Raw genomic sequence first — 21,948 nt, 5'->3', positions numbered from 1 at the left:
CATGAGCACGACCACGCCCGAGGAACTCTCGGCCACCACCCTGCTGCGGTTCGCCACCGCCGGCTCCGTCGACGACGGCAAGTCCACGCTCGTCGGCCGGCTGCTGCACGACTCCAAGTCGATCCTCACGGACCAGCTGGAGGCCGTGGAGCGCGCCTCGGTCAGCCGCGGCCAGGACGCCCCGGACCTCGCGCTGCTGACGGACGGCCTGCGGGCCGAGCGCGAGCAGGGCATCACCATCGATGTCGCCTACCGCTACTTCGCCACTCCCCGGCGCCGGTTCATCCTCGCCGACACGCCCGGCCACGTGCAGTACACCCGCAACATGGTGACGGGTGCCTCCACCGCCGAGCTGACGGTGATCCTCGTCGACGCCCGCAACGGCGTCGTCGAGCAGACCCGCCGCCACGCCGCGATCGCGGCGCTGCTACGCGTCCCGCACGTGGTGCTCGCCGTCAACAAGATGGACCTGGTCGACTACCAGGAGTCCGTGTTCGCTGCGATCGCCCAGGAGTTCACGGCGTACGCGCTCGAGCTGGGCGTCCCGGAGATCACCGCGATCCCGATCTCGGCGCTGGCCGGCGACAACGTGGTGGACCCGTCCGCGAACATGGACTGGTACGGCGGGCCGACCTTCCTGGAGCACCTGGAGACGGTCCCGGTCAGCCACGACCTGAGCCACTGCCACGCGCGGCTGCCCGTGCAGTACGTGATCCGCCCGCAGACCGCCGAGCACCCCGACTACCGGGGCTACGCGGGCCAGATCGCCGCCGGTACCTTCCACGTCGGCGAGGCCGTCACCGTACTGCCGTCGGGCCGCACCTCGCGGATCTCCGGCATCGACCTGCTGGGCAAGCCGGTCGACATCGCCTGGACCACGCAGTCGGTGACCCTCCTGCTGGAGGACGACATCGACATCTCGCGCGGCGACCTGATCGTGCCGAGCAAGGACGCGCCCGCGACCACGCAGGACGTCGACGCGACCGTCTGCCACGTCGCCGACCAGCCGCTCACCGTCGGCCACCGTGTGCTGCTCAAGCACGGCACCCGCACCGTCAAGGCGATCGTCAAGGACATCCCGTCCCGGCTGACCCTCGACGATCTGTCCCTGCACCCGCACCCCGGACAGCTCGTGGCGAACGACATCGGCCGTGTCACGATCCGTACCGCCGAGCCGCTGCCCCTCGACTCGTACGCCGACTCGCGCCGCACCGGCTCGTTCATCCTGATCGACCCGGCCGACGGCACCACGCTCACAGCGGGCATGGTCGGCGAGTCCTTCGCCTCTCCGGACCCGGTCAAGGACGAGGCCGACGACGACGGGTGGGACTTCTAGTCATGACCGTCACCGACGTCTTCTCGACGTTCGCGAAGGAGGGCGGCCGCGTCGGCAGCGGCGCCCTCGGCAGCGGGCAGGGCGGAGTGGCGCGATGTGCGCGATGACGTACGCGCACTGCCTGCGCGCCCGCACCCCCCACTCCCTGCACAGACGAAGACCTGCCGACGTCCCGGCCACGACCTGAGGCGTGACCGCCGGGCCAACGAGAGGAAAGCCTCCCGTGCCTGCCAACCGCTCCACCGCCGTACGCCGCGGCCTTGCCGTCATAGCGACGCTGCCCCTTCTCGCCCTTGCCGCCTGCGGTTACGGCTCCGAGGCGAAGGACGACAGCGCGAAGGCCAACGTCGCCTCCGACGCCAAGAAGATCGACGGCCTCGACGCCGTGAAGATCGGCTACTTCGGCAACCTGACCCACGCCACAGCGCTGGTCGGCAACCAGAAGGGCTTCTTCCAGAAGGAGCTCGGCGGTACGGAGGCCAGGTACTCCGTCTTCAACGCGGGCCCCTCGGAGATCGAGGCACTCAACGCCGGGTCCATCGACATCGGCTGGATCGGCCCCTCCCCCGCGATCAACGGCTACACCAAGTCCAACGGCAAGAGCCTGCGCATCATCGGCGGTTCGGCGTCCGGCGGTGTGAAGCTCGTGGTCAACCCGGACAAGATCAAGTCCCTGAAGGACGTCAAGGGCAAGAAGATCGCAACGCCGCAGCTCGGCAACACCCAGGACGTGGCGTTCCTCAACTGGATCGCCGACCAGGGCTGGAAGGTCGACGCGGAGAGCGGCGAGGGCGACGTGTCGGTGATCCGCACCGACAACAAGGTCACGCCGGACGCCTACAAGTCGGGTTCCATCGACGGCGCCTGGGTGCCGGAGCCGACCGCGTCCAAGCTGGTCGCCGAGGGCGCCAAGGTGCTGCTCGACGAGGCCGACCTGTGGCCCGACAAGAAGTTCGTGATCACGAACATCATCGTGTCGCAGAAGTTCCTCACAGAGCACCCGAAGGCCGTCGAGGCCGTGCTGAAGGCCTCCGTCGAGACCAACAAGTGGATCAACGCCAACCCCGACGAGGCGAAGGCGGCGGCGAACGCCCAGCTCAAGGTGGACTCCGGCAAGGAGCTGCCGGCCGACGTGCTCGACCCGGCGTGGAAGTCGATCCAGATCACCAACGACCCGCTGGCCTCCACCCTCAACACCGAGGCGGAGCACGCGGTCAAGGCCGGTCTGCTGGAGAAGCCCGACCTGAACGGCATCTACGACCTGACGCTGCTGAACAAGGTCCTGAAGGCCGCGGGCGAGTCCGAGGTCGCCGACGCCGGTCTCGGCGCCGAGTAAAGCCGTAGCCCCGTAATCCGTTGAGTTCCCAGGAGGTGACGACCATGGCCACCACCCTCGCCAAGGCCGCCGACAGCGACGCCGCAGCGGTGGACCACGCCGCCCGGATCGAGCACGTCTCGAAGTCCTTCATAGGCCCGACCGGGCAGCAACTCGTCCTGGACGACATCACACTCGATGTCGCGCCCGGCGAGTTCGTCACCCTCCTGGGAGCCTCCGGGTGCGGCAAGTCGACGCTGCTGAATCTCGTCGCCGGTCTCGACAGGCCGACGGCGGGCAGCATCAGCACGGACGGCCGTCCGGCGCTGATGTTCCAGGAGCACGCCCTGTTCCCGTGGCTGACCGCGGGCAAGAACATCGAACTGGCCCTGAAGCTGCGGGGCGTTCCGAAGGCGGAGCGCCGCGAGCGGGCCGAGGAGCTGCTTGAGCTCGTACGGCTGAAGGGCGCGTACGGCAAGCGCGTCCACGAGCTGTCGGGCGGTATGCGCCAGCGCGTCGCGCTGGCGCGCGCGCTGGGCCAGGACAGCAAGCTGCTGCTGATGGACGAGCCGTTCGCCGCGCTCGACGCCATCACCCGCGACGTGCTGCACGACGAACTGACGCGTATCTGGCGCGAGACGAACGTGTCGGTGCTGTTCGTGACGCACAACGTGCGCGAGGCGGTGCGGCTCGCGCAGCGTGTCGTACTGCTGTCGTCGCGGCCCGGGCGGGTGGCCCACGAGTGGCGCGTCGACATTCCGCAGCCGCGCCGCATCGAGGACGCCGCCGTGGCGGAGCTGTCCGTCGAGATCACCGAAGAACTGCGTGGGGAGATCCGCCGTCATGGCCAGCACTGAGACGTCCGTCGACAAGGCCGAACCGGTCGACGAGGCCGAGAAGCGGGCCAGGGAGGCCGGCAGGACCGGCAGGGACCACCACGACCTGGCGGGTCTGGAGGCCGGCCTCGACGCGCTGGAGACGGTCCAGTCGAGCCGTACTCCGCTGCGGGAAACACTCGTCCGGAAGGTGCTGCCGCCCGTTGTGGCCGTGGCGCTTGTCGTGGTGGCGTGGCAGGCGCTGGTGTCGTTCAAGGTCGTCGACGACCCGAGCAAGCTGCCCTCGCCGTCCGCGGTGTGGGGCGAGGTGACCGACGCCTGGCTGCAGGGCACACTCCTCGACTACATCTGGACCAGCGTCTCCCGCGGTCTGCTCGGCTTCCTGATGGCGCTGGCGATCGGCACGCCGCTCGGTCTGATCGTGGCCCGTGTGAAGTTCGTGCGCGCGGCGATCGGCCCGATCCTGTCCGGCCTGCAGTCCCTGCCGTCGGTGGCGTGGGTGCCCCCGGCCGTCATCTGGCTGGGCCTGGAAAACAAGATGATGTACGCGGTGATCCTGCTGGGCGCCGTCCCGTCGATCGCCAACGGTCTCGTCTCCGGCGTCGACCAGGTGCCGCCGCTGTTCCTGCGGGCGGGCCGCACACTCGGCGCGACCGGTCTGAAGGGCACCTGGCACATCGTCATGCCCGCAGCGCTGCCCGGCTACCTGGCCGGTCTGAAGCAGGGCTGGGCCTTCTCGTGGCGCTCCCTGATGGCCGCTGAGATCATCGCGTCCTCGCCCGAACTGGGCGTGGGCCTCGGCCAGCTCCTGGAGAACGGCCGCAACACCAGCTCGATGTCGATGGTCTTCCTGGCCATCATCCTCATCCTGATCGTCGGTATCGCCATCGACCTGCTCATCTTCAGCCCGCTGGAGCGGTGGGTGCTGCGCAACCGCGGTCTCCTCGTGAAGAGCTGAACTCCCATGCGAAATCCGGTCCTCCTCGTCATCGCCCACGGCAGCCGCGACCCGCGGCACGCGGCGACCGTGCACGCCCTCGGGCGCCGTGTGCGGTCGCTGCGGCCCGGCATGCGCGTGGAGACCGGCTTCCTGGACTTCAACCTCCCCTCGGTGACGGGTGTGCTGGAGTCCCTGGCGGCGGAGGGGGTACGCGATGTCGTCGCCCTCCCCCTGCTGCTGACGCGCGCGTTCCACGCGAAGGCGGACATCCCGGCGGTGCTCCGGGAGGCCCCGCCGCAGCTGCGGATCCACCAGGCGGAGGTGCTGGGCCCCTCCCCGCTGCTGACCGCCGCGCTGGAACGGCGGCTGTACGAGGCCGGGCTGACTCCGGCCGACAAGTCCTCGACCGGGGTCGTGCTGGCCTCGGCGGGGTCCACAGACCCGGAGGCGATCGCAGTGATCGCTGAAATCGCGCGGGAGTGGCGGCACACCGGTTGGTGCGCCGTGCGGCCTGCGTTCGCCTCCGCATCCCTTCCGCGCACGGAGGACGCGGTACGGGAACTGCGCGCCCTCGGCTGCACCCGCGTCGCGGTCGCCCCGTATGTCCTCGCCCCCGGCTTCCTGCCGGACCGCATCGCGCGGGGTGCGGCAGAGGCGGACGTACTGGCTGATGTACTGGGCCCGGCGCCGGAGGTGGCGCGGGTGGTGCTGGAGCGGTACGACGAGGCACGCATGCCGGCGCTTACGGCGCTGGGCGCCTGACGCGCTGCCTCAGTCGAAGCTCAGGCTCCCCGTGCGTGTCCGCTTCAGTTCGAAGAGGTCCGGGTGGCCGGCGAGGACGCGGAAGCTGTCGAAGATGCGGACCGCCTCCGCTCCGCGCGGGATCGCCCGGAGCACTGGCCCGAACCACACGGTTCCATCGACGTGAATGGTGGGAGTCCCCACATAGCCGTCGGCCTTCGGGTCCTTGCCGGCATCGTGGCTGCGGCGCACAGCCTCGTCGTACGCCCTGTCGTGTGCCGCCTTGCCCAGCCCCGCGGGCAGCCCGAGCTCGGCCAGCGACTGCGCGATGACCTCGTCGAAGTCCTCCTTCTTCTGCACGTGGATACGCGTGCCGAACGCCGTGTAGAGGTCTCGCAGCACCTCCTCGCCGTAACGCTCCGCTGCTGCGGCCGCGACCCGGACCGGGCCGATCGACCGGTCGACCAGGTCCTGGTACCAGTCCGGGAGTTCGTTGCCGATGTTGTGCAGATGGAGGCTCATGATGTGGAAGCGGAGGTCGAGATCGCGCTCACGCTCGACCTCCAGCAGCCAGCGGGACGTGATCCAGGCGAAAGGGCAGGCAGGGTCGAAGTAGAAGTCGACGCGGGTGGTGGGGGCAACCATCATGCCGATGACGCTACCGACCGAGTGGCTCCCGACTCTGGTCCACTTGTGCCGCCTTCTGTTGGGCCATTTGGCGCGGGGTGCCGCCCGCCCTGTGCGCGAGGCCCCCGGTCGAAGATGGGTCAGCCCGTCTGCTGGCCGCCCCCGTCGAACGGCGTCGCCTGGTGGAAGTACAACCGCCAGCTCCCCTCGGTGTACCGCCACAGGGAACTGCGGTGTGCCCGGCGGCCGTTGTAGTCGGTGTCGAAGGTGAGGTGGACGACGTCCGGGGCGAGCTGGACGCCTTTCATACGGGAGATGGTGAAGGGGCGTACGCGGGGCTCCGACTTCCCCGTCAGCGCCTCGATGATCGAGACCCGGTCCCAGTACCGACCGGAGGCACCGAACTCGGTGAACTCGGGGTGCAGCAGCGCACCGAGCCGCGTGGGCGAGCGGCGCACCTCGGAGTCGAGGAGGCTCAGTTCCCTCTCGATGGCGGCGTCGACGGCGGGGTTGCGCTCAGGCACCGGTCAACTCCACGAGTTTGGTGACGGTGTTCCAGTTCCGGCTGGTGGCGACGATGCCCTTCAGCCGTCCGGGGCGCGAGAGGGCATCCGCGAGCTTGGAGCGGCCGAGGCCTTCCGGCGCATAGAGGTAGAGGGCGCGTTCGCCGAGGCGGAACTCCTCCGGAAGGTAGGCGGCCGGGTCGATGTCCGCGAACCGTTCGGGGCCGACCTCCTCGGAGAAGTAGGTGACGTGCAGCTGCTTGGCCTCCAGGGACGCGGCGGGGAAGGGGCAGGCCTCGGCAACCCGCCGCAGATACGTTCCTCCACGTACCAGGCAGTCGACGGTGAAGCCGAACCGCTCCGCGATGGCCTTCTCCAGCGCGTCGGCGACCGCCTGCTCGTCGTCCGAGTCGCTGGTGAAAACGGCGTTGCCGCTCTGCAGATACGTACGTACGTCGCGGAGGCCGAGTTCCTCCATGACCGTGCGCAACTCCGCCATGGGGACCTTCTTGTTGCCGCCCACGTTGATCCCGCGCAGCAGCGCCGCATACCTGGTTGTCACCCGCACACGATAATGCGGCCGCCGTGCCCCGTGGGGGTGGGCACGGCGGCCGCGGCACGACGGCATAGACCTACCGGCAAGTGGGGGGCGGCGTCCCACCCCCACTTGCCGGTAGGTCCTACTCGACGATCTTGAGCAGCTTGTTCGGGGTGCCCTCGGTCGCGTTGGAGATCGCGTCCGGGGTCGCACCGTCGGTCAGCGCCTTGGCGACCTCGTCCGGCGTGGCCTCGGGGTGGCCGGCGAGGTAGACGGCGGCGGCGCCCGCGACGTGCGGGGTCGCCATCGACGTACCGGAGATGGTGTTGGTGGCGTCGTCGCCGGTGTTCCAGTCGGAGGTGATCTCCGAGCCGGGTGCGTAGATGTCCACCACGGAACCGTAGTTGGAGAAGGAGGACTGCTCGTCGGCCTCGGTGGAGGAGGCGACGGTGATGGCCTCGGGGACCCGGGCCGGGGAGCCCCCGCTCGCGTCGGTGGACTCGTTGCCGGCCGCGACGGCGAAGGTGACGCCTGAGGCGATGGCCTTCTGCACGGCCGCGTCGAGCGCCTCGTCGACGCCCCCGCCGAGGCTCATATTGGCGACGGACGGGCCCTGGTGGTTGGCGGTGACCCAGTCGATGCCCGCGACGACCTGCTCGGTGGTGCCGGAGCCCTGGTCGTCGAGGACGCGGACAGCAACGATCTTCGCCTTCTTGGCGACACCGTGCGCCTCGCCGGCGATGGTGCCCGCGACGTGCGTGCCGTGGCCGTTGCCGTCGTCGGCGCTGTCGTCGTTGTCGATCGCGTCGAAACCGGACGAGGCGCGGCCTCCGAAGTCCTGGTGGCTGATGCGGACACCGGTGTCGATGACGTACGCGGTGACCCCCTCGCCCGCGCTGTCCGGGTAGGTGTACGCGCCGTCGCCCGCGGTCTCGGTCTGGTCGATGCGGTCCAGGCCCCAGGACGGCGGGTTCTCCTGGGTGGCGTCGATGTGGAACTTCTTGTTCTGGACGACCTTCGAGACGGCCGGATCGGCGGCCAGGCGCTTGGCCTCGGTCTCGCTCAGACCGGAGGCGGAGAAGCCGTTGACCGCGGAGGAGTAGTTGCGCTTCAGGGTGCCGCCGTACTCCTGGGCGAGGTCCTGCTTCGCTCCTTTGTTCGTCTTCTCGTCGAGCATGACGATGTAGCTGCCGGCTACGGCGCCCTCGGCGTTCGCGCCGTAGACCTTGCCCTCGGCCGGGGCAGCGGCGCCCGCGAAGGAGCCGGCGAAGACGGACACGCCCACTGCGGTGGCAGCGGTGGCTATGGCGGCGGTCAGCTTCATCGAGCGTGTGCGCTTGTGAGTTGCCATGAAGAGGGGTCTCCTCGTGGTGTTTGTGGGGGGAAATGTGGGGGGTTGCCGGGCGAGGCCTCCGGTCGGCGCCGACACCTCGTCAGGTCGGTCGGCGCCCGCTTCGCCGTCGGCATTGCTGCATCAACGCCCGTAGATCCGGAAGATCTCCGGGTGTTGGCACGAAACCCTGACGGATTGACGCGGTCAGATCAAGACCTTCATACACCTGTGATCCGTTCAACAAGGCTTCGCAATAACAAATCGGCATGGGTGCGGCAGACCGGACAGCCGGGGTAGGGCGCTCAGGGCGCCGGTACGGCGGTGAGGGCCCGGCGAGGGTGCGGGGCCGTCGCGGTCATGCCGCCGTGGGGACTTCGTCCTCCTCGAAGGAGGCAAGGGTCCGGCTGAAATCGCGAGTGGAGAGCAGAAGCTTGTAGATGATGGCGAGTTCGAAGACGAGCAGCAGTGCGCCGGAAATGATGGTCGCCGGGATCACCGCGTCACAGAGCGGGCCGATGATGAAAACACCCATCTGGAACTCGATCCCGCTGATCAGGTGGGTGCGGATACGGTGACGCAGAAGGAAGGAGCGCAGCCGCAGATAGACGGGGAAGCGGTGCCGGAACTCCTGCTGGAGGTCGATCACCTGAGCCTTGGGCTGTTCGGGAATCCGGACGATTCCGGAATGTGCAGTCACGGACTCCGCGCGCCGATCCTGCGCGTGCAATGACGCCAGGTCCTGCTCGACGTCGGCCTCCGGGTTGTGCCGCAGCAGGTCCTCCATGAAGGCGACGCCCGCCTCGTCCTCACTGCGCCGCGCCTGGCGTATGCGCGCCTTGATCTGCTTCCGCATGGTGTGCCGGGTCTTGAAGATCTCCAGCGAGTTGATGTAGCGCAGGGCGTCGAGGAAGACGACGGCCGCCGCCAGCCAGATGTAGCGCAGATCGCCGGTGCGCTCGTACTGGCCGGCCATCAGCGCGATGGCGCAGGCCATCACGCGGATGCGGTCGAAGATGTAGTCGAGCCAGGCGCCGAACACCGAGCCCTGCCCGGTGAGCCGGGCGACCTTGCCGTCCATGCAGTCGAGTACGAAGCTCAAGTGGTAGACGAGCGCCCCGGCGATAAGCCAGCGCCAGTCGCCCATCGCGAAACAGCCGGCGGCGCCGAGCCCCAGCAGCAGCGCACCCCAGGTGATCTGGTTCGGGGTGATGCTGGTGCGCAGCGCGATCTGTCGCACGAGCGGCGTGGCGACCGGGTCGACGAGCAGCACGGTCCACCACGCGTCCCGCTTCTTCTGGGTGATGCGGCGCACCTCGTGCAGTGGCGGAATCTCTGAGCGCATGGATCGGCCAACTTCCTGGCGTTCGACTGGAGTTGGTTTCACGTTAGGAAGCCGGTAAGAGAAGGAACAAGAAGGTGCCTGTGCAACCTTTCCCGGGGGTAACGGGTCGAAAAGAGCAGGCCGAGTCCATGGCGGTCGAGGGCCGGGCCTGCGTTATCCGAGCGTTATCGAATGACCCGCTCGTTATCGAATGTGTGCGATCGCTTCACCGCTGCGGTGCAACCGAATCGGTGCACCCGTCGTACACCGGGATAGCCGCAGGTGGCGGGGCGGCATCTCATGGGGCGAGTGCGGCGTGGAGCGCCAGCCATTGCCCGGGCGGCACCTCGCCGACGAGCACGCGTGGATCGAGGCGCGCGGCACGGAACGCCGCGTCCACGCGACGCCTCGGATGGGCCTGGCGCAGCGAGGCGTGCAGCGAACCACCCACCCCCGAGAAGCCCAACTCGACCAGGTGCAGCCAACTTTGGTACGTCGAGGGGTCTACCAGCGGCCTCCGGCGCCGCTCGATGCGTACGATCCCCGCGTCGACGCGCGGCACGGGCCTGAACCGCGTCCGGCCGACCCGCCCGGCCAGCCGCCACTCGAAGCGCGGCCAGTTCCGGATCGTCACCAGGGTCCAACTCCCGTAGTCCCCGGTGCGTTTACGGGCGTACTCGAGCTGCGTGAGGAGCGTGGCGTCGGTGAGTGCGGGGGCGCGCAGGCACCAGTCGACGATGGCTGCGGTGCGCGAGAAGGGCACGTTCCCGGCGACGGAGAACGGGGTGCGCGGGGGGCGCCCGGCGAGGAAGTCCCCGCCGATGACGCGTACGTGGGGTGTGCCGGAGAACCGGTCGCGCAGCACGGGCACCAGCCGTGGGTCGATCTCGTACGCGAGGAGTTCCCGGCAGCGGTGGGCGAGCATCTCGGTCAAGGCTCCCCTTCCCGCTCCGACTTCGAGCAGCAGTGCTGCCTGGTGCGGGCGCGGGACGGCGAGACGGGCGATGTGGTCGGCGGTGGCGCGGTCGGCGAGGAAGTTCTGCGAGAGCGCGCGGGAAACGTGCGTGGGGCGGGCCATGGCCTGCGGTCCTTGTCTTCCGTAAAGGGCATCCGGGCAGACGAAGGCCCCGACCGGAGACAGGAGGAGGACGCACACAGCGGGCACGCGTCGGACGCGTGCGCGCTCAATGGCGTACGGGAGGAGGGCGCCCCTGCGGTGGAACCGTCAGCGGGCGTGGCTCCCCGGGCCGGTCAGGGCACCGGGGCCGCGGCGCAGCCGGATGGAGTGCGTGCAGCCCCGGCCGTGACCGGAGATGAAGATCGCGTTGAATGCTCCCACGAACGGCACGCTAGGCGAGGCGGGGCGAGGGGGACAACAGGTTTTCGCCCCGCCACCCCACACCCAGCACCCCACACCGGCACCCGGCACCCGGCACCCGGCACCCGGCACCCGGCAGTCGAGAGCGCTCAGCGCTAAAGGACAGCGAGTGCTCAGCGCTGACAGCGAGTCTCAGCGCTGACAGCGAGTGCTCAGCGCTGATAGCGGGCGAGCACCAGATTCCCGTCCTCGACAAGGCGTTCCCGCAGCTCGTCCAGCCCGATCGCCCCGCTGTAGTACTCCTGGAACGCGGGGGTGGCCACCTTGTCCTTCCACTCGGGATAGCCACGAACCGACTGAGCGGTTGCCGAGCGAAGGTGCTCGGCGAGTGCCGTGCCGGTCGCCCAGTCGTACTTCTCGGTGTGCAGTGCCGGGTCGCTCAGCGCCTTCCTCCCCGTGGGCAGCATCCAGTCGCCCAGCGCCAGCCGCACCATGTTCTCCGGGCGGAGGAGGAAGTCGATGAACTCGGCCGCCTCCTTCTTGTGCGGGCTGTCCTCGGCGATCGACAGCGTCTGGGGGCTCACGCCCTGGGTGAGGCCGTCGGCGCCGGCGGGCGCGGGCAGCACCTGCCAGTCGAAGCCCTCGGGCGCCTGCTGCACGATCTGCTGACGGTAGGAGAACCCGAGCGGGACCATCGCGTACTTGCCGCCGAAGAAGCCGGGCAGCGTGTCGGAGCCGCCCATGCCGAGCGTCGTGCCGGAAGCGCTCCGGTCGACGGCGACCTGGTCGTGGACCGTGCGCGGCACCACCTCGTCGGCTGCGTCGAAGCGGACATCGACCTTGCCGTCCTCGCCGCGGTGGAAGATCCGCCCGCCCGCCGACAGCGAGAGGTTGAGCGTCGCCGACACGGGTTCCTTCAGCGGCCAGGCGACTCCGTACTTGCCGTCGCCGCTCAGCTCCTTGGTGATCTGACGGAACTCCTCCCAGCTCCAGGGCTCCTCGGGCGTGGGTATGCGGACCCCGGATTCCTTCAGCCACTCGGCGTTGGCGATGAGGACGCGTGGCTCCTGCAGGAACGGCACGCCGTAGATGCCGTCGCCGAACGTCGCCGTCTCCCAGCTGCGGTCCGGGATTTCCTCCTTCAGCCGCGCGGGCAGCAGCTCGCGCAGGTCGGCGAGATATCCGCCGTACGCGAAGTCGGCGAGGTCGTCGGAGGCGTCATGGATGATGTCCGGCGCCTCGCCGCCCTCGAAGGAGGTGAGCAGCTGGTCGTGGACGCTGTCCCAGCTGCCCTGGACGTACTCGACCCGCACGTCCGGGTGGGCGGCGTTCCACTCCTCCACCAGCTCCTTGTTGGCCTCGACGGACTCCTCCTGCCAGGCCAGCGACTGGAAGCGGAGCGTGATCCGGTCGGAGCCGGAGCCACCGCTGTCGCCCGTGCATCCCGTCAGCAGCAGTCCGAAGACCGCCGCGAGGGCCAGGAGGATTCGGGTACGCATCAGCTCTTCACCGCCCCGGCGAGCATGCCGCCCGTGATCCGTTTCTGGATGAGGGCGAAGACGACGAGGGACGGGAGTGTCGCGAGGAAGGCCGCCGCCGCGAGCGGGCCGAGGTCCGCCACGCCCTCCGCGCCGATGAAGTGGGTGAGGACGACCGGCAGGGTCTGTTTCTCCGGGGTCTTGAGCAGGACGAGCGCGAAGAAGAACTCGTTCCATGCGCTGATGAAGGCGAACAGCGCGGTCGCCACGAGGCCGGGCGCGAGCAGCGGAGCGATGACCGACACAAGCGTCCGGAGCTTCCCCGCGCCGTCGACGGCGGCGGCCTCCTCGAGTTCGGCGGGTACGGCGCGTACGTACCCGATGAGCATCCACAGCGCGAACGGCAGCGCCCAGACGACGTAGACCATGATCAGTCCGGGCACGGAGTTGATCAGCCGCAGATTCTTCAGGACCAGGAACAGCGGGATGATCACCAGGACGAACGGGAACGCCTGGCTGACCACGACCCAGCCGGTTGCGGCCTTCGACAGCGGCGCCCGGCGGCGGGCCATGACATACGCCATGGGGGTCGCGATGACCACCGCGATCACTGCGGCCCCGAGGGCTGCGACCAGGGAGTTGAGTGCGGCGCCGAGCAGTGGCTGCTCGTCGAAGGCCTGCCGGAAGTTCGCGAGTGTCGGGTCCTTCGGGATCCAGGTCGGGTGCAGACTCCCGAGCTCCCGCGGCGGCTTGAAGGCCGTCGAGACCAGCCACAGGAAGGGGAAGGCGAGGAACACGAGATATGCGAGGAGTGCGACGTACTGTCCCGCGCGAGCGGGCCGACTGGTCCGGAACACGCTCACCGCTGGTCCCCTCCCCTCAGCCGGCCCACCAGATGGACGGCCAGCACGACCGAGATCACGGCGACCATCACACAGCCCATCGCGGCGGCATAACCGAACTGGCCGTAGCGGAAGGCCTCTTCATAGGCGAAGAGCATCGGCAGCCGCGTTCGGCCGCCGGGCCCACCACTGGTCAGCACGTAGACCAGCGCGAACGAGTTGAAGTTCCAGATCAGGTTGAGCGCGGTGATGGCGAGCGCCACCGGCCGGAGGGCCGGCCAGGTGACCGTGCGGAAGCGGCGCCAGGCACCCGCGCCGTCCATGGCCGCCGCCTCGTGCAGCTCGCGCGGGGTGTTCTGCAGACCGGCGAGCAGCACCACCGTGGTCTGCGGCATGCCAGCCCACACGCCGACGACGATCACGGCGGGCAGGGCGGTCGCGAGGCCCGTGAGCCAGTCGCGTCCGTCACCGAGGCCGAGGTCGCGGAGGGTCTCGTTGAGGATGCCCGCGTCCGCGTTGTAGACGAGGCGCCACATGATGCCGACGACGACCTCGGGCATCGCCCAGGGGATGATGGCGAGCGCCCGCGCCAGCCAGCGCAGCCGGAGGTTCTGGTTGAGCAGCAGTGCGAGCCCGAGCGCCAGCAGGAACTGCGGGACGGTGACTCCGACCGCCCATAACAGTCCGATGCGGAACGAGTCCCAGAACAGCGTGTCGTGCAGCAGGTCGCGGAAGTTGAGCAGCCCGATCCACTGTGTGGGTGCGGTACGGCCCGACTGCGCGTCGGTGAAGGCGAGCGCGATGCCGTAGAGCAGGGGGCCGACGCTGAGCACCAGGATGGGCAGCAGCGCGGGCAGCACCAGGAACCAGGCGCCCCGGTCGGTCAGACGCCGGTCGCCGTTGGGTGCGGGCGGGCGCTTCGTTGACCGCGTCGTTGCGGTCGCCAAGGTCACGGCAGTCGGCTCCTTTGGGGCGGCTCGTCACGGTCCGAATGCGGTGCGGCTGCGGTCCGGCCGCCCAGGCGGCCCCCGTCATGGTGAGGGCGGACCCGGATGCCGTCAAGGCACTGCGCAAGGGCTTCCCGGCCCTTCTCACCGGTCTCTACCTGTGCAAATGCGAGACTGGCGGGCGTAGGGCGTGATCGAGCGGAGGCGGATGATGGACGAGGCCCGGGCGCGGGACGTGCTGACGGCGGCGGGCGTGCTGCCGGATGTGGCGGCACGGGAGGCGGAGTTGCTTGCCCTGGGCGAGAACGCGGTGTTCGCGGTCGGTGACCTGGTGGTCAAGGTCGGCCGGAGCGCCGAACTCCTCGATCGCGCGCAGCGCGAGCTGCGCGTCGCGGGCTGGCTCGCGGAGGCGGGCGTACCGGCAGTGCGGGCCGCGGAGGCCGATGCCCTCCTGGTCGACGGCCATCCGGTGACGCTGTGGCACCGCATCCCGGTGGCCCTGCGGCCCGCGGAGCCCCGTGATCTGGCCGAATTGCTGCGAGTGGTGCACGCACTTCCCTCCCCCTCCTTCGAGTTGCCGCGCCGCGAGCTGCTCGGCGGCGTCGAGCGCTGGCTGCGGCTCGCGGGCGACGCGATCGACCCGGCCGACGCGGCGTATCTGCGCGAGCGCCGCGACGGCTTCGCGGCCGCCGCTGCCGCACTGAAGCCGCACCTGCCGCCCGGCCCTGTCCACGGCGACGCGCTGCCCCGCAACGTCCATGTCGGCCCCGACGGCCCGGTCCTGGTGGACCTGGAGACGTTCTCCTCCGACCTACGCGAACACGACCTGGTGGTCATGGCGCTGACCCACGACCGATACGGGCTGCCGGACGACGCATACGGCGCCTTCACCGACGCGTACGGCTGGGACGTACGCGAGTGGGAGGGCTGCCGCGTGCTGCGCGGTGCCCGTGAGACGGCGAGCTGCGCATGGGTCGCGCAGCACGCCCCCACCAACCCGAAGGCGCTGGCGGAATTCCAGCGCAGGGTGGCGTCCTTGCGGGACGGGGACGAGACGGTGCGCTGGTATCCGTTCTGACGGCTGGCTCCCCTACCCGCCGCCCCTCAAACTGCCTCTTCCGCCAACTCCCGCACGGGCCAGACCCCGTCCACCACCGCCTCCGCGTTCCCCTGTTTCCGCAGGAAGCCCTGGAAGTCGGCGGCCCACTCCGCGTACCACTGGATCTGGCGGCGGTGGAGCTCCACCGGGCCCAGGCCGGCGATCTTCGGGTGGCGGTCGGCTATCGCGCAGGCGAGACGGGCCGCGGCCACGGCGTCCGCCGAGGCGTCATGCGCGGCGTCCAGCGCCACGCCGTACTCCGTGCAGACCGCTTCGAGGTTGCGCTTGCCGCGGCGGTAGCGGTCGACGGAGCGGTCGATCGTGTACGGGTCGATGACCGGGGCCGGATCGATACCGCCGAGGCGGTCGCGCAGCGACGGCAGCCCGTACCGCCGCAGCTCCGCCGAGAGCAGCGTCAGGTCGAAGGCCGCGTTGTACGCCACGACGGGCACGCCCGTCTGCCAGTACGAGACGAGGACGGCCGCTATGGCGTCGGCGACCTCGTCGGCCGGTCTGCCCTCGGTGGCCGCCCGTTCGCCGGTGATCCCGTGCACCGCCACCGCCTCCGCGGGGATCGGGACCCCGGGGTCGGCCAGCCACTCCCGGTGCCCCAGCAGCTCCCCACCCCTCAGCTCGATCACGGCTCCCGTGACGATGCGCGCCTCGCGCGGATCCGTCCCGGTCGTCTCCAGGTCGAAGCCGATCAGCAGCTCCCGGTGCCAGCCCATGCGGCCCCTCCTTCGTAGTGCTTTCCCCCAGTGACCATCACGATCGCATCCGCCACTGACAATCAGAGAGGCACGTTCCGCTTCGCGCCGCCGCAGGGCACCGACAAGGACATCGCGAGGCCGTTCACCACAAGCTCAGGACACCGGCCTCAGGACACCGGCCTCACGACACCCACCTCACGACCCGACTTCAGGACACCGGTCGCGAATCAATCCAAGCCGCCTCGAACTCCTCGCGGTATGTCGTGAACAGCCCGCTCTCACCCGTTTCGCCGGTCTCGCCCGCCTTGACCACCCGGCCTCCGCCGCGCAGCACCAGCACAGGCGCCTCCATCCCACGGGTCCTGCGCAGATACGACTGGACGACGGCGATGCCGTCCGAGCCGTCCCCGTCGACCAGGTACGCCGTGAAGCGGGGTGTCTCGTCGAAGACCTGGATCTCGAAGGCACCGGGGTCGCGCAGCTTGGCGCGCACACGCCTCATGTGCAGGATGTTCATCTCGACCGACCGGCTCAACTCGCTTCGCTTGAGGCCGAGTTCGCGCTCGCGTCGCTTCACGGCGCTGGACGCCGGATTGAGGAACAGCAGCCGCACCCGGCAGCCCGACTCGGCGAGGCGCACAAGGCGCCGGCCCGAGAAGTTCTGCACGAGCAGGTTCAGGCCTATGCCGATCGCGTCGAGGCGCCGGGCACCGCCGAAGATGTCCTCGGCCGGGAACTGCCGCAGCAGCCGCACCCGGTCCGAATGAACGGCGACCACGTCGGCGTACCGGTCACCGACGAGGTCCTCGACGGCGTCCACGGGCAGCCGGCGCGCGGACGGCACGTCGGAGCCGGCCCCGAGTATGTCGAGCAGACGGGCCGAGGCGCGTTCCGCCTGGGCGAGGACCGTCCCGGACAGGGCGCGGTTGCGGGACACCACGTTCCGGGTGACCTCCAGCTCGTCCAGGGCGAGTTCGACATCTCGCCGGTCGTCGAAGTAGGGCTCGAAGCAGGGCCAGTGCTGGACCATCAGCTCGCGCAGCTGCGGGAGCGTCAGGAAGGACAGGATGTTGTCGTCCGCCGGGTCGAGCAAGTACCCCTTGCGGCGGCTGACTTCGCGTACCGCGACGGCACGCTGCACCCACTCCTGCCCTGCGGGACCGGCGGCCGCGACGACCCAGTCGTCGCCGTGGACGGGCTCGTAGATGGGACGCAGAACGGCGGCCACGACGGCGCGCAGCCGCTGCTCGACCAGGTTCAGCCAGATGTAGGCGCGACCGGCCCGCTGTGCGCGCGTACGCACTTCGCTCCAGGCGTCGGGGCCCCAGTCCAGTTCGGGTCCGATCTGAGATCCCATCTCCATCGGCCGCGCCAGGGACACCGCACCCGGTGGGGCGTCCATGGAGCTCCCCTCGTGACCACTGTCACCAGGGGGCAGCTCCAGCCCTCCCGAGCTCACCCGTGCACCGCCTTCCGCTCCCCCGAGCACTCCCCCGTTCAACGATCAAGGAAGGGTACTCCGGGAGCGGGTGGCGGTGCAGCCGGATGCACAGGGTCCTTTCTCAACTCCCTTCTTCCGGCTGGCCGTTCTCGCCCGCGAGATCGGCGGGAGTGAGCGGATTCATAGCCGTCACATCGCGCGGGACCAGTGAAAAGCCCTGCCAGTGAACCGGCATGGGCTGCTGGTCCTCGTCCCTGGCGATGTGGTGGAAACCGATGTTGACCCACGTGACCGGATGCTTGAGCGTCTGGCCGTTCACCCATTTGTCGACACTGGTCGGCACGCCGTCCCTGCAGCCCGGGTTGTTGGACGCGTACTGCTCGCATTTCTTGTACTCGGTGAAGTACACGTCGTGCCGGGTGTAGGGACGTCCGGAGAACTTGTCGGTGTGGCCGGGCACGATCTCGTAACTGCGCGGGTGGCCGTCCTTGTTCTTGCCGACTGTGCTGACGACGCGCCACCAGCGCATGGCCTTGGCGTCGCCCGCGAGTTCCTTGGTGACGGCCGTCCGGGTGGTCCTCGTCGTCGGCGTGCCGTTGCCGCGCGGCGGGGTCACCTTCGAGTCGTACTGCTCGACCTTGGCCTTGGGCGAGCCGTCGAGGCCGAAGTTGAGCCGCCAGAAGACGTTGTGGGCGTGGCTCTCGGCGTAGGCGCGGGCGCCCTTGCCGATGGGCCAGCCGCGGCCGTCGCCGCCGTTGTAGTCGAACGGCGAGAGGCTGCCGGTCGCGCCCACGTTGGAGGTGATCGTGCCGTCCGAGCCGAACCGCCACTCGGTGATGTACTCGTACCAGGACGCCTTGTTGACCGTGTACACGAGCAGGTCCTTGCCCTGGGCCTGCCAGACCTTTGTGCCCTCGTCGTTCGCGAGCCGGTAGGCGTGGCCACGCGCGCGTGTCGTGGTGCACAGGCCCTTCACATTGCCCGTGTCGGGGACCTTCACGGTCTTGATGGTGCCGCCGGGGCACTCACCCGGCTTCAGGTTCTGCAGCGCCTGTCCGAAGTCGGTTCCGGTGACGTCGTCGTACTCGCTCTCGCCGTCGTCGTAGGGGACGTGGATCTGGGCGAGGCGTGCGCTGGTGAGCACGGGTATGGACCTGGGCTCGCCCTTGGGCTGGTAGCTGATCTTGTCGAGGACGAGCCCGGAGAGGGTGTTGTAGTGCCAGCACATACGCCAGGTGGTGCCGCCGTCGAGGGTCTGCTCGATGCGGTAGGCGGCGCTGCAGCCGGGGGCGGCGGCCAGGGCCTCAGGTGCCTGGTCGGGCGCGGCGGAGGCGGGGCCTGCGGCGGTCACGGCGGTGCCGAGGAGCGCGGAGACCGCAAGGGCGAGGCCGGCTCGCTTGCGGGCGCGCGACAGTCTGCTGACGGGCATGCGGAATGACTCCTTCGTGGAGGAGAAGATCGCGTACAGGAGAAGGGGCGAAGAAGCGGACGGGCGGCGCGTCAGCCGAGGCGGCTGACCGTGCGGGCGCTGAGGTCGACGACAAGGGACCGGGTGTCTATCCACGGGCCGTTCCTGACCTTGGCGACCACCCGCAGGCACCGGTGCTCTCCGCAGTTGGCGAGGCCGGACGGCACCTGCCGCACGGTCTCCTTGCGGAAGATCATGCCGCTCAGCTCCAGCTGGACCGGGCCGCTCAGTTCCTTGTCCGTGGCATGCCGGTAGTCGTTCTTGAGGTCCGCGCCGAGCGGGTCGGCTATCAGGAGCTGTGCCGCCTCGCGGAGCTCCTCCTGGCTGGGTGGCGGCTGCACACCATGCGCCACGTCCGTCTGCTCGACCTTGCCTGTGGTGAGATTCACAGTCTTGGTGATCACAGCGTCGCTCTTGTAGTCGTAGAAGACGACGTCGGCGCGACGCTGGGGCGCCGTGTCGTCCGGCGCCGGCTCGCCGAGATTGGTGGACAGCCGCTGCGGGCCGCGGTCCCCGTCGACGTCGCGAGCATCGGACCGCAGCGCCCTGGTCTCGGCGATCCGCTCGGCCCGCTTCAGCTCGTCGTCGGTGAGCGGATCGCTGCCGACGCCCTGGTCAGCCTCGGTGGGCGCGGTCTCGACGACGCCCTCGGGCGGTACGGCGTCCTGCTGCGCGGCGCCCGCGGACGTGCGCCTGTCCGCCGGCTCCCCCGCGCCCGCCTCGCCCGGCAGCGTGACGGCGACCATCAGAGCGGTACCCGCCACTGCGATGGCCGCTCCTGCCACCACCTTCCCCAGATGGCGTCTTGCTAGTTCGCGCACACGTTCCCCCTATAGTCCCTGCTGTCTCTGCAGTCCCCTCAGTACGCATACCGGGTAGTCAGTACGCATACCGGGTATGTGGTCACCCTGTAGGACGGCATGAAGTCCTAGGAGGTTCACTCACTTTCAGGGAGACTCGGAGCCGAGTGGCCCCCCGTACCCGGGCCGGAAATGGAAGAGTCGTATCCATGCAGGTCTGGCCTGGACAGGCGTATCCCCTCGGCGCCACGTACGACGGCGCCGGTACGAACTTCGCGGTCTTCTCGGAGGCCGCGCACCGCATCGAGCTGTGTCTGCTGCACGACGACGGCTCGGAGACAGCCGTCGAGCTGCGCGAGAGCGACGCCTTCGTGCGGCACGCCTACCTGCCCGGGATCATGCCGGGGCAGCGCTACGGCTTCCGGGTGCACGGACCGTACGCACCCGAGCGCGGCCAGCGGTGCAACTCGGCGAAGCTGCTCCTCGACCCCTACGCGCGCGCCGTCAGCGGCCGTATCGAGTGGGGCGAGGAGGTCTACGGCTACCACTTCGGCGAGCCCCACAAGCGCAACGACCTGGACTCGGCGCCGCACACGATGGCGTCCGTGGTGGTCAATCCGTACTTCGACTGGGGCGACGACCGCCTGCCCCGCACCGACTACCACCGGACGGTGATCTACGAGGCCCATGTGAAGGGCCTGACCATGATGCACCCGGCGCTGCCCGACGAGCTGCGCGGCACCTACGCGGCCCTGGCGCACCCGGCGATCCTCGAACACCTGACCGAGCTGGGCGTGACCGCCCTCGAGCTGATGCCGGTCCACCAGTTCGTGAACGATCACCGCCTGGTGGAGATGGGCCTGAACAACTACTGGGGCTACAACACCATCGGCTTCTTCGCACCGCACAACGCCTACGCCTCCTGGGGCGACCGCGGCCAGCAGGTGCTGGAGTTCAAGTCGGCCGTGCGCGCCCTGCACCAGGCCGGCATCGAGGTCATCCTGGATGTCGTCTACAACCACACGGCCGAGGGCAACCACCTGGGCCCGACGCTCTCCTTCCGGGGCCTGGACAACGCGTCGTACTACCGTCTGGCGGACGACCCCCGCTACTACATGGACACCACGGGGACCGGAAACTCCCTGCTCATGCGCTCCCCGCACGTGCTGCAGCTGATCATGGACTCGCTGCGGTACTGGGTCACCGAGATGCATGTGGACGGCTTCCGCTTCGATCTCGCGGCGACGCTGGCGAGGCAGTTCCACGAGGTGGACCGGCTGTCATCGTTCTTCGACCTCGTGCAGCAGGACCCGGTGGTGTCGCAGGTGAAGCTGATCGCGGAGCCCTGGGACGTCGGCGAGGGCGGCTACCAGGTGGGGAACTTCCCGCCACTGTGGACCGAGTGGAACGGCAAGTACCGCGACACGGTGCGCGACATGTGGCGCGGCGAGCCGCGGACGCTCGCAGAGTTCGCCTCCCGGCTGACCGGTTCATCCGATCTGTACCAGGACGACGGGCGCCGCCCGCTCGCCTCGATCAATTTCGTGACCTGCCACGACGGCTTCACGATGCACGATCTCGTCTCGTACAACGAGAAGCACAACCAGGCCAACGGCGAGGACAACCGCGACGGCGAGAGCCACAACCGGTCCTGGAACTGCGGGGCGGAGGGCGAGACCGACGACCCCGAGGTGCTGGAGTTGCGCCTGCGCCAGATGCGCAACTTCATCGCGACGCTGATGCTGTCCCAGGGCGTACCGATGCTCAGCCACGGCGACGAGTTCGCCCGCACCCAGCGCGGCAACAACAACGCGTACTGCCAGGACAGCGAGCTGTCGTGGGTGCACTGGCCGGAGGACGGCGAAGGGGACCTGCTGGCATTCACGCGCGCGATGGTGTGGCTCCGGCGCGATCACCCGGTATTCCGCCGCCGCCGGTTCTTCCACGGGCGGCCCGTCCAGGGCACCCACGACGAGCTGTCCGACATCGCCTGGTTCACCCCCGAGGGCGAGGAGATGACGCAGCGCGACTGGAGCGCGTCCCAGGCACGGGCCCTGACCGTGTTCCTCAACGGCAACGCGATCTCCGAGCCCGGCCCGCGCGGCGAGCGCATCGCGGACGACTCGTTCCTGCTGATGTTCAACGCGTCCCCCGAGGAGCTCGAGTTCGTGGTGCCCGTCAACCACGGGCGGCAGTGGGAAGTCGTCGTGGACACGGCGCGAGCGGACGGCGTGCCACCGGGCACGGGCGTGAAGGTGCAGGCGGGCGACCGGCTGACGCTGGTGGACAGGAGCCTGGTGGTTTTGCAGCGGCCGGCGTAAGCGGGTGTGCGGGCATGACACGAATGCCCGCCAG

20 protein-coding genes are annotated in these 21,948 nt (G+C 69.4%); 7 read left to right on the top strand and 13 right to left on the bottom strand.

What is annotated here, in order from left to right; translation table 11 throughout:
• The first annotated feature begins 1 nt into the window (after position 1).
• The 5 genes from ACSMXV_RS32160 (at position 2) to ACSMXV_RS32140 (ending at position 5,189) form a co-directional block, all read left to right on the top strand.
• Positions 2 to 1,336 carry a sulfate adenylyltransferase subunit 1 gene (locus ACSMXV_RS32160; RefSeq protein ID WP_473174645.1) on the top strand — a complete coding sequence of 445 codons (1,335 nt, stop codon included), beginning with the start codon at positions 2 to 4 and terminating at the stop codon, positions 1,334 to 1,336.
• A 223-nt stretch (positions 1,337 to 1,559) separates the two neighbouring features.
• A complete protein-coding gene (locus ACSMXV_RS32155; RefSeq protein ID WP_473174644.1) occupies positions 1,560 to 2,672 on the top strand; it encodes an aliphatic sulfonate ABC transporter substrate-binding protein in 1,113 nt (370 codons plus the stop codon).
• A gap of 44 nt (positions 2,673 to 2,716) precedes the next feature.
• On the top strand, positions 2,717 to 3,508 hold the full coding sequence (locus tag ACSMXV_RS32150; protein WP_473174643.1) for an ABC transporter ATP-binding protein: 792 nt from the start codon (positions 2,717 to 2,719) through the stop codon (positions 3,506 to 3,508).
• Complete coding sequence (locus ACSMXV_RS32145) at positions 3,495 to 4,445, top strand: ABC transporter permease (RefSeq protein ID WP_473174642.1); 951 nt, start codon at positions 3,495 to 3,497, stop codon at positions 4,443 to 4,445. Before ACSMXV_RS32150 ends, ACSMXV_RS32145 begins: the two co-directional genes overlap by 14 nt.
• 6 nt (positions 4,446 to 4,451) lie before the next feature.
• Positions 4,452 to 5,189: a sirohydrochlorin chelatase gene (locus ACSMXV_RS32140; RefSeq protein ID WP_473174641.1), complete on the top strand. Its 738-nt coding sequence runs from the start codon at positions 4,452 to 4,454 to the stop codon at positions 5,187 to 5,189.
• A 9-nt stretch (positions 5,190 to 5,198) separates the two neighbouring features.
• Here ACSMXV_RS32140 and ACSMXV_RS32135 read toward each other — a convergent pair whose 3' ends face one another.
• The 9 genes from ACSMXV_RS32135 to ACSMXV_RS32095 form a co-directional block, all read right to left on the bottom strand.
• The gene (locus tag ACSMXV_RS32135; protein ID WP_473174640.1) at positions 5,199 to 5,816 is read right to left on the bottom strand and encodes a mycothiol-dependent nitroreductase Rv2466c family protein; all 618 of its coding nucleotides are present in this window, start codon (positions 5,814 to 5,816) and stop codon (positions 5,199 to 5,201) included.
• A 119-nt stretch (positions 5,817 to 5,935) separates the two neighbouring features.
• Positions 5,936 to 6,319: a nuclear transport factor 2 family protein gene (locus tag ACSMXV_RS32130; protein ID WP_473174639.1), complete on the bottom strand. Its 384-nt coding sequence runs from the start codon at positions 6,317 to 6,319 to the stop codon at positions 5,936 to 5,938.
• Positions 6,312 to 6,860: a DUF1697 domain-containing protein gene (locus ACSMXV_RS32125; RefSeq protein WP_473174638.1), complete on the bottom strand. Its 549-nt coding sequence runs from the start codon at positions 6,858 to 6,860 to the stop codon at positions 6,312 to 6,314. Before ACSMXV_RS32125 ends, ACSMXV_RS32130 begins: the two co-directional genes overlap by 8 nt.
• Positions 6,861 to 6,978: 118 nt before the next feature.
• Positions 6,979 to 8,187 (bottom strand): S8 family peptidase, encoded by a 1,209-nt coding sequence (locus ACSMXV_RS32120; RefSeq protein ID WP_473174637.1) that lies wholly within the window; start codon positions 8,185 to 8,187, stop codon positions 6,979 to 6,981.
• 337 nt (positions 8,188 to 8,524) lie between these two features.
• Entirely contained in the window at positions 8,525 to 9,511 is a 987-nt protein-coding gene (locus ACSMXV_RS32115) for a CDP-alcohol phosphatidyltransferase family protein (RefSeq protein WP_473174636.1), read from the bottom strand.
• Between the two features lie 277 nt (positions 9,512 to 9,788).
• Positions 9,789 to 10,568 carry an ErmE/ErmH/ErmO/ErmR family 23S rRNA (adenine(2058)-N(6))-methyltransferase gene (gene erm, locus ACSMXV_RS32110; protein ID WP_473174635.1) on the bottom strand — a complete coding sequence of 260 codons (780 nt, stop codon included), beginning with the start codon at positions 10,566 to 10,568 and terminating at the stop codon, positions 9,789 to 9,791.
• Positions 10,569 to 11,020: 452 nt separating this feature from the next.
• Positions 11,021 to 12,307 (bottom strand): ABC transporter substrate-binding protein, encoded by a 1,287-nt coding sequence (locus ACSMXV_RS32105; protein ID WP_473174634.1) that lies wholly within the window; start codon positions 12,305 to 12,307, stop codon positions 11,021 to 11,023.
• On the bottom strand, positions 12,307 to 13,149 hold the full coding sequence (locus tag ACSMXV_RS32100) for a carbohydrate ABC transporter permease (RefSeq protein ID WP_473174633.1): 843 nt from the start codon (positions 13,147 to 13,149) through the stop codon (positions 12,307 to 12,309). The genes ACSMXV_RS32105 and ACSMXV_RS32100 overlap by 1 nt, the downstream gene beginning before the upstream one ends.
• Complete coding sequence (locus ACSMXV_RS32095) at positions 13,146 to 14,081, bottom strand: carbohydrate ABC transporter permease (protein ID WP_473174632.1); 936 nt, start codon at positions 14,079 to 14,081, stop codon at positions 13,146 to 13,148. Before ACSMXV_RS32095 ends, ACSMXV_RS32100 begins: the two co-directional genes overlap by 4 nt.
• A 205-nt stretch (positions 14,082 to 14,286) precedes the next feature.
• On the opposite strand from ACSMXV_RS32095, the gene ACSMXV_RS32090 reads away from it, so the two are divergent.
• A complete protein-coding gene (locus ACSMXV_RS32090) occupies positions 14,287 to 15,153 on the top strand; it encodes a phosphotransferase enzyme family protein (RefSeq protein ID WP_473179123.1) in 867 nt (288 codons plus the stop codon).
• A gap of 26 nt (positions 15,154 to 15,179) precedes the next feature.
• On the opposite strand, the gene ACSMXV_RS32085 is transcribed toward ACSMXV_RS32090, so the two are convergent.
• From ACSMXV_RS32085 to ACSMXV_RS32070, 4 genes are all read right to left on the bottom strand, one after another.
• The gene (locus ACSMXV_RS32085; protein ID WP_473174631.1) at positions 15,180 to 15,902 is read right to left on the bottom strand and encodes an exonuclease domain-containing protein; all 723 of its coding nucleotides are present in this window, start codon (positions 15,900 to 15,902) and stop codon (positions 15,180 to 15,182) included.
• A gap of 190 nt (positions 15,903 to 16,092) precedes the next feature.
• Positions 16,093 to 17,343 (bottom strand): SAV2148 family HEPN domain-containing protein, encoded by a 1,251-nt coding sequence (locus ACSMXV_RS32080; protein ID WP_473174630.1) that lies wholly within the window; start codon positions 17,341 to 17,343, stop codon positions 16,093 to 16,095.
• 103 nt (positions 17,344 to 17,446) lie between these two features.
• Entirely contained in the window at positions 17,447 to 18,754 is a 1,308-nt protein-coding gene (locus tag ACSMXV_RS32075; RefSeq protein ID WP_473174629.1) for a copper amine oxidase, read from the bottom strand.
• Between the two features lie 71 nt (positions 18,755 to 18,825).
• The gene (locus ACSMXV_RS32070; protein WP_473174628.1) at positions 18,826 to 19,557 is read right to left on the bottom strand and encodes a Tat pathway signal sequence domain protein; all 732 of its coding nucleotides are present in this window, start codon (positions 19,555 to 19,557) and stop codon (positions 18,826 to 18,828) included.
• Positions 19,558 to 19,802: 245 nt separating this feature from the next.
• On the opposite strand from ACSMXV_RS32070, the gene glgX reads away from it, so the two are divergent.
• Positions 19,803 to 21,914 carry a glycogen debranching protein GlgX gene (glgX, locus tag ACSMXV_RS32065; protein WP_181658682.1) on the top strand — a complete coding sequence of 704 codons (2,112 nt, stop codon included), beginning with the start codon at positions 19,803 to 19,805 and terminating at the stop codon, positions 21,912 to 21,914.
• The last annotated feature ends 34 nt before the right edge of the window (positions 21,915 to 21,948 follow it).

It is taken from the genome of Streptomyces sp. DSM 42067 (genome assembly GCF_055792885.1).
The sequence above is the reverse complement of the archived record's forward strand: the minus strand, read 5'-3'. Positions and strand labels throughout refer to the sequence as shown.

Bases quoted from the DNA above. Each gene is read 5' to 3' on its own strand.
- ACSMXV_RS32145 (WP_473174642.1), top strand. From the start codon at position 3,495: ATGGCCAGCACTGAGACGTCCGTCGACAAGGCCGAACCGGTCGACGAG.
- erm (WP_473174635.1), bottom strand. From the start codon at position 10,568: ATGGCCCGCCCCACGCACGTTTCCCGCGCGCTCTCGCAGAACTTCCTC.
- ACSMXV_RS32105 (WP_473174634.1), bottom strand. From the start codon at position 12,307: ATGCGTACCCGAATCCTCCTGGCCCTCGCGGCGGTCTTCGGACTGCTG.
- ACSMXV_RS32115 (WP_473174636.1), bottom strand. From the start codon at position 9,511: ATGCGCTCAGAGATTCCGCCACTGCACGAGGTGCGCCGCATCACCCAG.
- ACSMXV_RS32075 (WP_473174629.1), bottom strand. From the start codon at position 18,754: ATGCCCGTCAGCAGACTGTCGCGCGCCCGCAAGCGAGCCGGCCTCGCC.
- ACSMXV_RS32135 (WP_473174640.1), bottom strand. From the start codon at position 5,816: ATGATGGTTGCCCCCACCACCCGCGTCGACTTCTACTTCGACCCTGCC.
- ACSMXV_RS32120 (WP_473174637.1), bottom strand. From the start codon at position 8,187: ATGGCAACTCACAAGCGCACACGCTCGATGAAGCTGACCGCCGCCATA.
- glgX (WP_181658682.1), top strand. From the start codon at position 19,803: ATGCAGGTCTGGCCTGGACAGGCGTATCCCCTCGGCGCCACGTACGAC.
- ACSMXV_RS32085 (WP_473174631.1), bottom strand. From the start codon at position 15,902: ATGGGCTGGCACCGGGAGCTGCTGATCGGCTTCGACCTGGAGACGACC.
- ACSMXV_RS32160 (WP_473174645.1), top strand. From the start codon at position 2: ATGAGCACGACCACGCCCGAGGAACTCTCGGCCACCACCCTGCTGCGG.
- ACSMXV_RS32150 (WP_473174643.1), top strand. From the start codon at position 2,717: ATGGCCACCACCCTCGCCAAGGCCGCCGACAGCGACGCCGCAGCGGTG.
- ACSMXV_RS32140 (WP_473174641.1), top strand. From the start codon at position 4,452: ATGCGAAATCCGGTCCTCCTCGTCATCGCCCACGGCAGCCGCGACCCG.
- ACSMXV_RS32090 (WP_473179123.1), top strand. From the start codon at position 14,287: ATGGACGAGGCCCGGGCGCGGGACGTGCTGACGGCGGCGGGCGTGCTG.